Source organism: Alkalibacillus haloalkaliphilus, assembly GCF_007991275.1.
GTDB lineage: Bacteria > Bacillota > Bacilli > Bacillales > Alkalibacillaceae > Alkalibacillus > Alkalibacillus haloalkaliphilus.
Genome location: NZ_BJYA01000015.1, coordinates 1 through 14,155, shown reverse-complemented (window position 1 = coordinate 14,155; position 14,155 = coordinate 1). Strand labels below are relative to the sequence as shown.

The window sequence follows — 14,155 nt, the reverse complement described above, 5'->3', positions numbered from 1 at the left end:
CTATTACAACCTCCTTTCTAGAAGTTTTTAGCATCTGGTTTATTAAAACCATATTGTTCAAAAAACTCATCACGAAAATCACCTAAGCGATCTTCTTTGATGGCATTTCTCACTTGTCCCATTAATTTTACCAAAAAGTATAGGTTATGATAAGTAGTTAATCTTATTCCTAACGTTTCATTCGCTTTAATTAAGTGACGAATGTAGGCTTTTGTATAATTACGACACGTATAACAATCACAATTTTCATCAATTGGTGTAAAATCTTTAGCAAATTTAGCATTTCTAACAACTAGACGACCATTTGACGTCATACACGTCCCATTTCTTGCAATACGTGTTGGTAATACACAATCAAACATATCAACACCACGCATCGCACCATCTACTAATGAATCAGGAGAGCCCACTCCCATTAAGTACCTAGGTTTTTCATCAGGTAATAAAGGTGTTGTAAAATCTAACACTTTATTCATAACATCTTTTGGCTCACCAACTGACAAACCACCAATGGCATATCCAGGAAAGTCTAGGCTAGTTAGGTCTCTTGCACTTTGTTTACGTAACTCTTCATACTCGCCACCTTGAATTATACCAAATAACCCTTGTTGCCCTGGTTTCTGGTGGGCTTCTAAGCAACGCTCAGCCCAACGGCTTGTCCTTTCTACAGATGCCTTCATATAATCATATGATGCAGGGTATGGTGGACATTCATCAAATGCCATCATAATATCAGAACCTAATGAATTTTGAATGTGCATCGCCTTTTCAGGTGATAAAAATAGTTTCGCACCACTAATATGGTTTCTAAAATGAACACCTTCTTCTTCAATTTGACGCATATCGCTCAAACTAAAAACTTGGAACCCTCCAGAGTCCGTTAGAATTGAGCCATCCCAATTCATAAATTTGTGAAGCCCGCCTGCTTCTTCTACTACATCTTCACCAGGACGTAACCATAAATGATACGTATTTGATAAAATAATATTTGCACCGATCTCTTTTAATTCTTCAGGAGCCATCGTTTTAACAGTTGCTAAAGTTCCTACTGGCATGAACACAGGTGTTTCAAATGAGCCATGAGGAGTGTGAACCTTACCGAGACGAGCTCCTGTTTGTTTACATGTTTTAATCAGTTCATACGTGATTGCCATATTCATTCTCCTACGTTTAAAGTATTAACATCGCATCGCCAAAGCTAAAGAAACGATAACGTTGTTCAATTGCCTCTTGATAGGCTGACATAATTAATTCTTTCGTTGAAAATGCGCTTACGAGCATTATTAAAGTAGATTTCGGTAAATGAAAATTCGTTATTAAGCCGTCTACCGCTTTAAATTGATACGGCGGATAAATGAAAATATCAGTCCAACCAGAAACAGCACGAAACTCGTCATAATCACGCATAATCGTTTCTAACGTTCTAATCGATGTTGTACCAACTGCAACAACTCTTCCACCATTCGCTTTAGTTTCTGTTAAAAGGTTAGCAGTCTCTTCTGTTAATCGGTAATACTCAGCATGCATATCATGTTCTTCAAGATTATCCACTTGAACTGGTCTAAATGTCCCAAGCCCAACGTGTAACGTTAAATATGCGACATTAACCCCTTTTGCCTTAATTTGTTGTAGCAGTTCTTCTGTAAAATGCAAACCTGCTGTCGGGGCTGCTGCTGAACCTGATTCTTCAGCGTAAACCGTTTGGTAACGATCCTGATCATCTAACTGCTCCTTAATATAAGGAGGTAATGGCATCTCCCCTAATTCGTTTAATACTTCGAGGAAAATTCCATCATAATGAAACTCAACAACCTTACCACCTTGATCTAAACTTTCAATACAAGTTGCAGATAATAGACCATCACCAAAACTTACCGTTGCACCTTCTTTGAACTTTTTAGCTGGCTTGGCCAACACTTCCCAACGATCACCTTCAATTTGGTGTAGTAAAAGCAGCTCAATGTTAGCTCCTGTTTCTTCTTTTACACCTAAGAGTCGAGCTGGTAACACTTTTGTATTGTTTAACACTAAACAGTCACCTGGATTCAAGTAATTAACCACATCTGCAAACCTTTTGTGGCTAACTGACTCTTCCTCTCGATCAATAATCATCATTTTAGAAGAAGCTCTTTCTTTTAAAGGTGTTTGTGCAATAAGCTCTTCAGGTAATTCAAAATCAAAGTCCTCTACTCTCATTGTTGCGACACTTCCTTCTATTTAAACCTACCAAATAACATAAAAAGGACACTTAAAATTATACTAACGACAATTGATGTCACGATTGGAAAGAAGATTGTTGTGTTCCCTGTTCTAAACGTAATATCACCAGGCAACCTACCAATAAAACTCCAAATAATACCGATTATAATAAAAAGTACCCCTAACAAAATAAATAACTTTCCTAAACTAGTCAAGTTTCATGAACCTCCCGTTTGAAATGTTCATACGCTTTATGAGTAGCTACTCGACCTCTAGGTGTTCGTTGTACATAACCTTGTTGTAATAAAAAAGGTTCATATACATCTTCAATCGTTTGAGATTCTTCACCAATTGTTGCAGATAAAGTATCTAACCCGACTGGTCCACCTTTAAATTGATCTATAATACTGAGCAAATATTTATGATCAATGTGATCTAAACCAGATGCATCTACTTGTAACATCTTAAGTGCCTTTTGAGCACTGTTAAATGTAATCGTCTTTTCTCGATTTACTTGTGATAAATCTCTCACTCTTTTAAGTAAACGATTGGCTATACGAGGTGTACCTCTTGACCTTGAGGCGATCTCTGTAGCCGCTTCTTGATCAATTTCGTAATCAAATACATTCGCAGTTCGGTGAATAATTGAACATAAATCTGTCTCATTATAAAACTCCAGCCGACTCAAGACGCCGAACCGATCTCGTAATGGCGCTGACAATAAGCCTGCTCTCGTTGTTGCTCCTACTAATGTGAATGGTGGCAGTTCAAGTCTTACTGACCTTGCAGCATCACCTTGTCCGATGACTATGTCTAAAACGAAATCTTCCATAGCTGGATATAAAATTTCTTCAACAGACCTTGGTAAACGGTGAATCTCATCGATAAACAATACATCGCCCGCTTCCAGAGAAGATAGAATGGCAGCTAAATCACCTGCACGTTCAATAGCAGGCCCTGATGTCGTTCGAAACTGCACTCCCATCTCTTCTGCGATAATTGAAGCTAAAGTCGTTTTACCAAGTCCTGGTGGTCCGTAAAGTAATACGTGATCCAGTGGTTCTTCACGCATTTTAGCTGCTTCAATGAATATTTTTAGGTTCTCTTTCGTTTTGTCTTGACCTATATATTGAGCTAAGTTAGACGGACGTAAACTTTGCTCTACTTGAGAGTCTTCCCATTGTGCTTCACTTGAAACCATTCTTTCATCCATTTTATACTCACCCTTAACGCATTAATAATTGAAGACCGTGTTTGACAAGGTCGTCAGTTGAGTTACTTTGATGTGCTTTTAGTTGAGGTGCAATCTTATCTAATTCTCTCTTCGTATAACCTAAAGTTAACAATGCCTCTACCGCTTCATCATAAAGGTGATGATTACTCGGTGTAATTTCAGTTTCTATTGTTAAAAGATCATCCGATTTAACTTGCATCCACTCGTCTACTTTTCCTTTTAAATCTAAAATCATTTGACGCGCTGTTTTCTTACCAACACCTGGAAACTTCGTTAAATAAGCATCATTTTCTTGCTCAATAGCTTTAGCGAAATCTTGTACAGACGTTTGACTTACAATGCTTAATGCATTTTTCGGTCCAATCCCTGAAACATTTAATAACTTTTTGAATAGATCTTTTTCTTCACTAAGCTTAAATCCATATAGCATCTGTGTATCTTCTCTAACGTAAAAATATGTATAAACTTTAACAATCTCTTCTATTTTTGTTTGGAACCTTAACGGGTTAGGGCACCAAATTTCATAACCAATACCTGAAATATCAATGACAATATAATCTTCTGTTACACTTTTAAGTTCACCTTCAATATATGAATACATAGTGTTCCCCCTACTTTTATGAACAAACGTTCTCTTTATCAGTTTAACATGACTTCATTCATTCGTCCTTAATTTCATAATACTAAAACAGAAAAAACCTCCCCAAGTTGAGGAGGGCTTAGACAATCTTATAAAACCTTATTGCATATTGTGGTGAACCTCTTGTACATCTTCTAGATCTTCTAGCATATCAATTAATTTTTCCATATCTTCTCTGTGTTCATCACTAACGGGTGTGTAATTATCAGCAACCATCGTTAATTCTGCAGCTGCGGTTGTATATTGTTGTGTTAGTGTGTTACGCACTGATTCGAAGTCGGTTGGGTCTGTAAATAGCTCAAATACTTCTTCATTTGATTCAATTTCCTCACAGCCAGCTTCAACTGCCTCTAGCATGAACTCATCTTCATCCACTTCAATATTAGATCGTTCAATTACGATATACCCTTTTCGGTGGAACATAAATGAGACACAGCCGTTTTCACCTAAGTTACCATTGTTTTTATTAAAAGCATGACGGACTTCTGATGCTGTACGGTTTTTATTATCGGTTAATACATCAACCATAACGGCGACCCCACCAGGACCATATCCTTCGTAAGTGAATTCTTCGTAATTTTCACCTTCAAGATTGCCTGTTGCTTTCTTAATCGCACGTTCTATATTTTCATTAGGCATATTATTTGATTTAGCTTTATCAACAGCCAATCTTAATGCGGCATTAGTTTCTAGATCTGCACCACCTTGTTTGGCTGCCACATAAATTTCTTTAGCCAACTTCATGAACAGTTTGCCACGTTTAGCATCTTTCGCATTCTTTTTATGTCTAATATTATGCCATTTTGAATGACCAGCCATAGGTTCCCCTCCCTTTTATGCTACTTCACTAAATCATATACTTTATACACTTTACCATTTTCTAAACTTTGCTGATCATCAATTAACGTTTGTAATAAATCAGCAACTTCTTTCGGACTTCTTAGCTGACCTGCTTCTTTTAACTGTTTAAAAGACTCAACGTCCTTGAAGTCATCTTCGCTCGTTTCTCTAATTTCGCCTTGCATATCTGTATCCATCACGCCAGGACTAAATGCAATATGCACATCTTGAGCTTTTAACTCTTCTGCTTCTAAAGCCGCTGTTTCAGTATACTTATTAATCGCAGCCTTCGTTGAGCTGTATGCGTTCCACCCGTAAATTGCTTTTTCTGCTGCTCCAGAAGTTACATTTATAACAGTCATACGATCTGCTCCACTATGGGCTTTCATTGTGTTAACGAGTAACATTGGTGCTGTCAGATTAAGGGAGACATGCTTAGCAATTTCATGATTCTCTAAATTGCCGACAGCTCCCATTGGTGATACCATACCCGCATTGTTAACGACTAACAATTCATCGACGGTATGCTTTTGTAATACTTTAATTATTTCATGAGCAGTATCATTTAATGATTCTAAGTCACTTAAATCACACGAGAAATGAAAATATGACTTACGGTTTTCGTTCGCTACGTTTTTAAAGTCATTCGTCTTCCGTTTACGTGAAACAGTTATGAGTTGGTAGTCGCCTTTTAATAAATTTTTAGCGACTTCTTCTCCTAATCCTCTTGAAGCACCAGTAACTATTGCAAATTTCATATGTAAATCCCCCAGTATTATGTATTTGAACAGGAGATTATTTACTCACCTCCTGTTCAACTGTTTTTAATATTTTCGGTCTTCTATTCTGTTGTGAAACTCTCGGTCAACCCAAACGGTAACATCTGTACGTCCAGTTTCATCCTCGACCACTTCTGTCACACGCTCAATGGCTTCAGCTTCAGTTGTTCGAGTTTTTAAATTAATGGCTATAAAAATATGGTCATCTTGTAATGAAATCCCTGCTTGACGTACCTCATCTAGGTTCATAATGCGATGATATAATTTACGCTCTTCCTCAATACGCTCTGATGCTTCTTCAGAAACGTGAGGACGTCCATCAGAGTTATCTAATGTATCCTCAACTTCATCTCTTTCGAAGTATTCATAAGGATTTTCATACATATTTAATCTAATTTTTTGCTCATCTGTCAACTGTTGATCTTGTTGCATTTGAGTTGATTGTTGACTATTGGTCACACTGTCTTCATCATTATTGACTTTACCTGGATTAACATACGTACAAGCAGTTAACACCAATGCCATAATTGCCATTAATATTAGCTTTTTCAACATGGAAAACACCTCCGTTTCATTAGTTTGAAATGAGAGGTGTTACATCATGCATTTATTCAAGAGTGAAATGATGGAAATTAGGTGGAGACTTCGGTAATGCACGTTTATGTGCTGTTCTTTCGTGCATTTTCTCGATGGTTTGTGCATCATCATCATTGACTGATTCACCATTTAAGAACGCATCTATTGTGTCGTAAGTGACACCCATTTCTTCTTCATCTGTTTGACCATGCCAAAGACCGGCACTCGGTGCTTTTTCAATAATTTGCTGTGGTACACCTAATGCTTTACCTAATTCACGTACTTCAGACTTAGTGTAGTGTGTTAGTGGTACAAGGTCGACACCACCGTCTCCATATTTGGTGAAATACCCTGTATACCATTCAGCCGCATTATCTGTTCCAACAACTAAATAATTGTAGTTTGTTGCAATAGTATAAAGTGTACTCATTCTTAAACGAGCACGGAGATTAGCATCAGCTAATTGTTGCTTGTCCTCATTCCATTCACCTTTTGCTCCAATCTGCCCTTTTATATTATTAAACAAGGCATCATGTTGCTCAGTTAAATCCACTGTAACGTGGTCAATTCCAGAGCCTTCAATTACTAATTTAGCATCGTTAGCGTCTGATTCTGCACTTTTGCATGGCATTATAACACTTAAGGATTGATCTGGTAATGCTTTTTTAATTAAGTAAGCTACGACAGTTGAATCAATACCGCCACTTAAGCCAACAACTAGTCCATTAGTGTTAGTCTCTTTGACAGTTTCTCGTAACCATTGTACTAACTGTTCAATATGTTGTTCCATATTTTTTCTCCTTTGCCACGTTAGTCATTTTTATTAATTTTATCATAACGCTTTTGAAAATAAAAATAAGTCGTAAATGGGGTCATTTACGACTTATTGATTATCTAATAGTAATATCCGTATCCATAATTAATTGGTGCACCTTGACAACCACAGCCACTCCGATAAGAAGCATAGTATAACCGCTCATAATCTTGTTGTGATTGCTGCTGTTGTTGTTGAACTACATAAGGGTCAAAATAGATTGGCTCATAAACAACTTCTGGAGTCCAACTGTCCTCAAAGGTGTTCGGCATATTCGTATAACTTGCAGCTTCAAGAAGCTCATCATAAGATGTGCTTTCATCATAAGGTGCTATTTGTTTATCAAAGTATTCATCTTCACGAATATAAGGGATCGGCTTTGGCTTTTCAAAGTCATTAGGTAACGGGAAGCGCTCAGCCACTGTTAATTCTTCTTGACGACTATGTTCAACTTCCTCATTGGAGCTATGATCTGTTTCAACCTCTCTTGTTTGTTCAACTTCTACAACTGGTTGTTCTTTCGGTGATTCATTCGGTACTTTTAACTTCATGCCTTCCATAACATCTTTAGGCTCAGATAAATGTTTGTTCATGTCATGTAATTCTGATTGCGACACACCATACTTCTCAGCAATCGAATCCATTGATTCACCTTTTTTAACGATATGAATTTTCAATGTCAACATTCCCCTTTCTGTCGTACCTAGGCGCTACTAACAAGTTATGCAACTAGGCGAAAATGTTGACATTGGACGAGAAATTTTATGAAAACGGTAAAATCAAGGTACTATAACTTACACTTACTCCATAAATTCAAATTCGAAATCTAACAGACGAACAATATCGCCATCTTCAGCACCACGTTTTCTTAACGCATCATCAATGCCCATGTGACGCATTTGTCTCGCAAAACGACGAACGGATTCATCACGGTTGAAGTCTGTCATCTTAAATAGTCGTTCAATCTTTGGCCCTGATAATACATAAGCACCGTCTGGGTCACGTGTAATATAGAATGAATCATCATCACCTTCGTATTTATAAACGACTCGTTCATCACTTGTCTCTTCTGCTGTTTCAAATGTATCTTTCGGGATCTCTTCTAACGTATTGGCAACTTCAAGTAATAAGTCTCTCAAACCTGTCTTCGTAATGGCTGAAACAGGAAAAATCGGTAAATCTTCACCTAATTGCTCTTTAAAAAACTCAAAGTGCGTTTCAGCATCTGGCATGTCCATTTTATTAGCGACAATGATTTGTGGCCTTTCAAGAAGCTTTTCATCATATTCTTTTAATTCATGATTAATTGCCTGATAGTCCTCATACGGATCACGGCCTTCTAACCCTGACATATCAATTACATGGATGATTACACGTGTACGTTCAATATGTCGTAAAAACTGATGGCCTAAACCGACTCCCTCATGAGCTCCTTGAATCAACCCAGGTAAGTCTGCTATAACAAAACTTCGATCATCATCTGTTCTAACCATCCCTAAATTAGGGGCTAAAGTTGTGAAATGATAATCAGCGATTTTCGGTTTTGCGGCACTTACAACAGATAAAAGGGTTGATTTCCCTACACTCGGAAACCCGACTAAGCCAACATCTGCTAATACTTTTAACTCCAATTCTACATTAAGCTCATCACCAGGCTCACCATTTTCAGCAAGCTCAGGTGCGCGATTGCGCGCGTTAGCAAAGCGAATGTTTCCCTTACCACCACGCCCACCTTGAGCAATCACCGCTCGTTGGCCATGCTCAACGAGGTCAGCAATAACTTCTTTCGTTTCGGCATTTCTTACAACAGTTCCTGGTGGGACAGGAACAACAAAAGGGTCTACATTTTTACCATGCTTTCCTTTACTCATACCATTTTCACCACGTGTAGCTTTGAAGTGGCGTTGGTAACGGAAATCCATTAAAGTGTTCAATCCTTCATCCACTTCAAAAACGACGTCACCACCGTTACCGCCATCACCACCAGCGGGACCACCCATTGGCTCATATTTTTCGCGACGAAAGGCGACTAAACCATTACCACCGTCACCTGCTTTAACATATACTTGTACGCGATCGACAAACATTGCACTCACCTACTTTTACTCCATCAATTGATGTATTCTATCGTTAATTTTAAACTTTCATTTTCACTTGTCTTATCTTGTAATTTTCCATTGAATGTTAAATCATTCATAAAAACTTCATGTTGGTCTTTTTTTAGAGCAATTTCAAAAGATAACAAAATTGATTTGTGTCCAGATACCACGATATGAATAGGTTTTATTTCATACTCATTAATATGTTTAAAAAGTCGTTCAATTATGTTTTCACTATCTGTTTTCATTTGCTGATCTATGCTGCTCAAATTGCTTTGTTCAACGTCAATATCATAAGTGACTTCTAACTGCTTCTCAGCAAGAGACAAAGTTAAAAGCCAATAGGCAAATTGATCAGCATTCAAAGCTTGTAACAGTCGTTCATCTTTTAACCGTTCAGTTAGTTGGTTAATTTTTTCATTTGATTTGTCATATTTCCCCATCGTGGCATACCCTTGAATGATTTGTAAGTCATTCATAAGATCGTGGCGATACAATCGGAGCCACTGTAAAAATTCACTCGTATTCAACCTCATCACCTTCATTATGATTTTATTTATATCATACCATAACTTATTTCATGGTTTTAAATCGTTCTAGATGAAGTTAGGTTATATTTCAAATATTGTTGGGTGTGGTCTAATAAACACACACGATGTGATGTTCAAACTTATATTTTTACAGCTGAGAATGTGACGAACGGTAGAACATCTTAACATAACTGTTATAACAATGGACACCACTAAAAGTCAAAAAAGCCGACTCTAACTTTAGAGCCGGCTTTTTAACTCATTATGCTTCTTGTGTTTCTGGGTAAACACTTACTTTTTTACGATTGCGTCCGTAGCGTTCAAAGCGAACAACACCGTCAACTTTTGAGAATAGTGTATCGTCTCCACCGATCCCTACGTTGTGACCAGGGTAAACTTTAGTACCACGTTGACGATAAAGGATTGAACCGCCAGTTACGACTTGGCCGTCAGCACGTTTAGCTCCTAAACGTTTCGACTCTGAGTCACGACCGTTTTTCGTACTACCAACACCTTTTTTCTGTGCGAAGAACTGTAAGTCTAAGCGTAACATTGACATGCACCTCCTTAAGGTTTTGAGATGTTTATATATTGTCCATAGTCTCTTTCGATTGTTTCAAGCGAGACAAACATACCTTCTAAGAGCGTTTGCGCTTTATTCAAGCGTTCTCCTGACAATTGTTCAGGTAAACTCACTTTTAGAAAACCGCCATCTTCACTTTGTTCAATGTAAGGTTCACATTCACACATTGAAATAATGGCATTTACAGTACCAAATGAAACAGCAGATGCTGCAGCACACACTAAATCTTGACCATGAGGTCCACTACTAGCATGACCTGACATTTGAAAACCTTTAATCGTTCCATTTGAGTTACGTTGCTCTATTACTTCAATCATGTCCAAAATCCTTACGCGTTAATTTTGTCAATTGTAACTTTCGTGTATGGCTGACGATGACCTTGCTTACGCTTGTAGTTTTTCTTTGGCTTATATTTGAAAACAGTAATCTTACGACCTTTACCCTGCTTTTCAACTTTACCAGTTACAGTCGCACCGTCAACGTATGGAGTACCAGCTTTTGTAGCGTCTCCACCTACGAAAAGTACTTTGTCAAAAGTCACCTCTTCACCAGCTTCACTATCAAGCTTTTCGATGAATACAGATTGACCTTCTTCTACTTTTACTTGCTTACCACCTGTTTCGATAATTGCGTACATACTTGCACCTCCTCTAATTACTCAGACTCGCCATTAAAGGTACTCTAAAGAGTTTAAAAACCTTCTCTGAGCGGTTGTAGCACGGGTGCTACATTTAAAAACATAACATATAGATATTATCACGTATTAAAAAACTTTGTCAATATTTAATTGACCTTCCTCTTGGCGAGATAATAACCAATTAACGTCACCTATTTTATACAATTTATAAGGTGCGTGTAAAGAATTATTTTGACCAATATAGCATTCAAAATGGAACCGGTGACGATAAGCGATCTTTTCAATCATTGTCTTCCAATTGACTATTTGATGAGGTTCTACCTCTACTAAAACACAATCGACATCAGGGTTAGCTTCATAAACTAACAAATTCTCTTCAAGTTCTTTATATGAAAATGTATCATACTTTGCTAATGAACGTTCATCAACACCTAAAAATTGGTACACATTTTCATTCACACGCTTTCTCGTAACTTCTAACATCCCAAGTCTAGTAAAGCCAACGACATGTACTTTCACATCATCGTTCTCCGCTTCATCACGGAATACATTCATGACCATTTGTTGTTCACGTTTTGTTTTCATATTAAGAAAATCAATCACAATCGCCCCTGAAATATTGCGATTACGAATTTGTTTTGCACTTTCTTTAGCTGCTTCTACGTTTATGTCCAAATATGGAGGATGTTTACTCGTTTCGTCTTTAAATGAGCCAAAATCAACATCAATAGCTGTTAATGCTTCTGTTTGATCAATTGTGATGGCTGCGCCGTTTTTAAGTTTAACATGGCGGTTTGATAACTGTTCATACAGTTCCGTAATTGAGATCGGTTTATTTGAATAAAATTGACGATCATACTGTATTAAATGACTAAGGTGATCAAAGGATTGTTTAAATGCTTGAACCTTGTCTAAGTCATCAACAATCATTTTATCAACACCGCTATGTGAAACACTTTGTAAAAACTGGTTAAATAAACTTTGTTCTTTTAATATAACCCCTTTACTTTGGTGATGACGACTGACAATGTCCCACTTAGATTTTAAATGAGTATATTGCTCTTTTAATTCATTAAAACTTAATTGTCCTGCAACTGTTCGAGCAACAACACCACCATGGTCTACAATTTGATCCAACTTCTCCTTAAGCTGTACTTGCTCATCAGCATTTAACTTATTAGATATGTTAATAGAATTCTCTAACGGCAAATATACTAAAGCATCGCTTTTTAACTGAATCATACTACTAACAGAAGCTTTTTTCGTTTTCGTTGCCAAACGCTCAACTTGTAAAATTAGGCGCTCTCCTTTATGTACTTGACCATTATAAACTTGATCAAATGCCAAATAGGCCAAATCACTTTGGCCTATATCAACAAATGCTGCTTTTAACCTTTGATCAACTTGATGTACTACTCCTGAAACAATATCACCAACTTGAAGGTTTTCTGCTTTTTGGTATTTTATATTTTTCAGATGACCATCCTCGAAATCATAGATCATTTGATGGGCTGTTTTCGTTTGTAAATATATTTTCCTCAATTTAGATTACCTCTGCCTTTAGCTTATCATTAGAAATTGTGCGTTCACGGTCAGTAAACAATATTCTCAAACATTCATCCTCGCTTAAGACGACTTCTTGTCCTATATGGATATAGTGATAACAACCTTTTTTAAACAACTTTACTAATTCGGTAACAGGTGTTCCACTAGGGACTTGAAGTAAATGAATGTCTGAACGGTCTACATTTTGAACAAAATACCTCGATAAGAGATGTTTTAACAAGAAGATATGTTTCTCTCTCCATGTAAACCAATTATCTAACAATAAAAAAATAGAAATCCATGCTATTTGGATATTATACCAACCTATAAACAATAGTATACCATTTAAAAAACCAATTAAAATAATTGAAATTAACGTCATTGTAGCAATAGACTTATGAAATGAGAGCAACTGATTTAGGCCAATAAAAATAACTCTTCCGCCATCTAACGGAAGAATTGGTAATAAATTAAAAAGGAGTATAGCTGTATTCATAGCCAGTAATAAAAAAAGAAAACTATCCTGCACCCCAACATAACTCAATATGAAAATGGCGCCATACAACCACACATGTTGAAGTGGTCCAGCTATAGTTACAATCAGTTCCTCTTTACTTGGCCTATTATAATAATCTTCTGTTTCCATCACACCGCCAAAAGGCCAAATTACAATCTTAGATACATTCCATTTGAAATATCTAGCTGCTATATAATGACCCAATTCATGAATGAACACAATTAAAGTTAAACAAAATAATTCCGCAAATAGACCAAAAAAGTATGCTACAACACATAAAATCATAAATAGAGGATGAAGTTGTATTTTTCGAACAACTGCCATATTAATCTCCTAAAATGACTTGCAACGGGTCAATATAATCTTCTCCATCTTGTACAGCAAAATATAAATTTGAATACCCTACTAGTTCATCAGGTTTAACAGTTGCCATCTTTTTAGTTGGATCGACGAATTGGTAATGAAAAACATCTATTTCAGCTAAGTTACCGTACACTGTTTTTTCGCCGCTTTCATGTTGAACAATGATTGTTCGTCCTGTATCAGGCATATTGCCAGCAAATAAGACAGTTCCACGTTCAACAGGGTAAACACCCTTCTCTTCATGAACTTCTATATATACACCCTTAGAACCTTCTGTAACCCTATCGACGTGCAGCCCACTTACTGGTACTGTATCAACCATTTGGTCTTGCTGACTTGCAGGTTGGTCCAATGCTGTTGATACAAACAAAGAAGAAAAATGGGAATCATACCAGGCTTGTACCGTTGCAAAAGGCATGTCCTCTGTCAACCATCCATGAACTTGGTTTTGTGCTTGATTCATCCAAGGAGCAGGTGAATAGTAAATAAAGAAAGTTAAAAAGAATATAAAAGCAGATAACAATAGCTTGGACATAAGAGAAGCTTTAACCTTCGGGAATCCTTGTGAATCATATTCAGACAAAGGCATATATCCATGGCTTTCTTCACGAGAAGGCAAATACGGAGCATCTTTTCCTAGTTTTGATCGTTGTGTCTTTTTTCTTTTCGATATACTATGTCTAATTTCATTTAGTTTTCTACTCATATTTCACCATTCCTTTTCTCATTTGTACTAGCCTATTCGGAATAAGTGAAAATATGATTAAGTTAATAGATAAACAGAATTTTTATATAAAAA

Annotated in this window: 18 protein-coding genes and 1 other annotated feature; all 18 genes read right to left on the bottom strand. The window is 36.9% G+C overall.

Features of this window, described 5'->3' with window-relative positions:
- Positions 1-17: 17 nt before the first annotated feature.
- Entirely contained in the window at positions 18-1,154 is a 1,137-nt protein-coding gene (tgt, locus tag AHA02nite_RS10930) for a tRNA guanosine(34) transglycosylase Tgt (protein WP_017187787.1), read from the bottom strand.
- A gap of 16 nt (positions 1,155-1,170) precedes the next feature.
- Positions 1,171-2,196 (bottom strand): tRNA preQ1(34) S-adenosylmethionine ribosyltransferase-isomerase QueA, encoded by a 1,026-nt coding sequence (queA, locus tag AHA02nite_RS10925; protein WP_146817245.1) that lies wholly within the window; start codon positions 2,194-2,196, stop codon positions 1,171-1,173.
- A gap of 17 nt (positions 2,197-2,213) precedes the next feature.
- Positions 2,214-2,414, bottom strand: a complete 201-nt coding sequence (locus AHA02nite_RS10920; protein WP_017185545.1) for a DUF2905 domain-containing protein — start codon at positions 2,412-2,414, stop codon at positions 2,214-2,216.
- Positions 2,411-3,412 carry a Holliday junction branch migration DNA helicase RuvB gene (gene ruvB / locus AHA02nite_RS10915; RefSeq protein ID WP_146817243.1) on the bottom strand — a complete coding sequence of 334 codons (1,002 nt, stop codon included), beginning with the start codon at positions 3,410-3,412 and terminating at the stop codon, positions 2,411-2,413. The genes AHA02nite_RS10920 and ruvB overlap by 4 nt, the downstream gene beginning before the upstream one ends.
- Positions 3,413-3,425: 13 nt before the next feature.
- Entirely contained in the window at positions 3,426-4,034 is a 609-nt protein-coding gene (gene ruvA, locus AHA02nite_RS10910; RefSeq protein ID WP_146817241.1) for a Holliday junction branch migration protein RuvA, read from the bottom strand.
- A 138-nt stretch (positions 4,035-4,172) separates the two neighbouring features.
- Entirely contained in the window at positions 4,173-4,892 is a 720-nt protein-coding gene (locus tag AHA02nite_RS10905; RefSeq protein WP_146817240.1) for a YebC/PmpR family DNA-binding transcriptional regulator, read from the bottom strand.
- Positions 4,893-4,912: 20 nt separating this feature from the next.
- Positions 4,913-5,671, bottom strand: coding sequence for a (S)-benzoin forming benzil reductase (locus tag AHA02nite_RS10900; protein WP_146817238.1), 759 nt, complete (start codon positions 5,669-5,671; stop codon positions 4,913-4,915).
- A gap of 66 nt (positions 5,672-5,737) precedes the next feature.
- On the bottom strand, positions 5,738-6,247 hold the full coding sequence (locus AHA02nite_RS10895; RefSeq protein ID WP_146817236.1) for a YhcN/YlaJ family sporulation lipoprotein: 510 nt from the start codon (positions 6,245-6,247) through the stop codon (positions 5,738-5,740).
- Positions 6,248-6,299: 52 nt separating this feature from the next.
- Entirely contained in the window at positions 6,300-7,058 is a 759-nt protein-coding gene (gene nadE, locus AHA02nite_RS10890) for an NAD(+) synthase (protein ID WP_146817234.1), read from the bottom strand.
- Positions 7,059-7,162: 104 nt separating this feature from the next.
- Entirely contained in the window at positions 7,163-7,759 is a 597-nt protein-coding gene (locus AHA02nite_RS10885; protein ID WP_170236078.1) for a LysM peptidoglycan-binding domain-containing protein, read from the bottom strand.
- A 123-nt stretch (positions 7,760-7,882) separates the two neighbouring features.
- A complete protein-coding gene (gene obgE, locus AHA02nite_RS10880; RefSeq protein WP_146817465.1) occupies positions 7,883-9,169 on the bottom strand; it encodes a GTPase ObgE in 1,287 nt (428 codons plus the stop codon).
- A 23-nt stretch (positions 9,170-9,192) separates the two neighbouring features.
- Positions 9,193-9,711, bottom strand: a complete 519-nt coding sequence (locus tag AHA02nite_RS10875) for a Spo0B domain-containing protein (protein ID WP_218025419.1) — start codon at positions 9,709-9,711, stop codon at positions 9,193-9,195.
- Positions 9,712-9,973: 262 nt separating this feature from the next.
- Entirely contained in the window at positions 9,974-10,264 is a 291-nt protein-coding gene (gene rpmA / locus AHA02nite_RS10870; protein ID WP_146817228.1) for a 50S ribosomal protein L27, read from the bottom strand.
- A gap of 14 nt (positions 10,265-10,278) precedes the next feature.
- Entirely contained in the window at positions 10,279-10,611 is a 333-nt protein-coding gene (locus AHA02nite_RS10865) for a ribosomal-processing cysteine protease Prp (RefSeq protein WP_146817226.1), read from the bottom strand.
- A gap of 11 nt (positions 10,612-10,622) precedes the next feature.
- A complete protein-coding gene (gene rplU, locus AHA02nite_RS10860; RefSeq protein ID WP_017185556.1) occupies positions 10,623-10,931 on the bottom strand; it encodes a 50S ribosomal protein L21 in 309 nt (102 codons plus the stop codon).
- A gap of 13 nt (positions 10,932-10,944) precedes the next feature.
- Positions 10,945-11,017: a sequence feature (ribosomal protein L21 leader region), on the bottom strand.
- A 40-nt stretch (positions 11,018-11,057) separates the two neighbouring features.
- Positions 11,058-12,473, bottom strand: coding sequence for a ribonuclease E/G (locus AHA02nite_RS10855; protein ID WP_146817224.1), 1,416 nt, complete (start codon positions 12,471-12,473; stop codon positions 11,058-11,060).
- A 1-nt stretch (position 12,474) separates the two neighbouring features.
- Positions 12,475-13,317 (bottom strand): M50 family metallopeptidase, encoded by an 843-nt coding sequence (locus AHA02nite_RS10850; protein ID WP_146817222.1) that lies wholly within the window; start codon positions 13,315-13,317, stop codon positions 12,475-12,477.
- Between the two features lies 1 nt (position 13,318).
- Complete coding sequence (locus AHA02nite_RS10845) at positions 13,319-14,062, bottom strand: M23 family metallopeptidase (protein ID WP_146817220.1); 744 nt, start codon at positions 14,060-14,062, stop codon at positions 13,319-13,321.
- Positions 14,063-14,155: the final 93 nt, after the last annotated feature.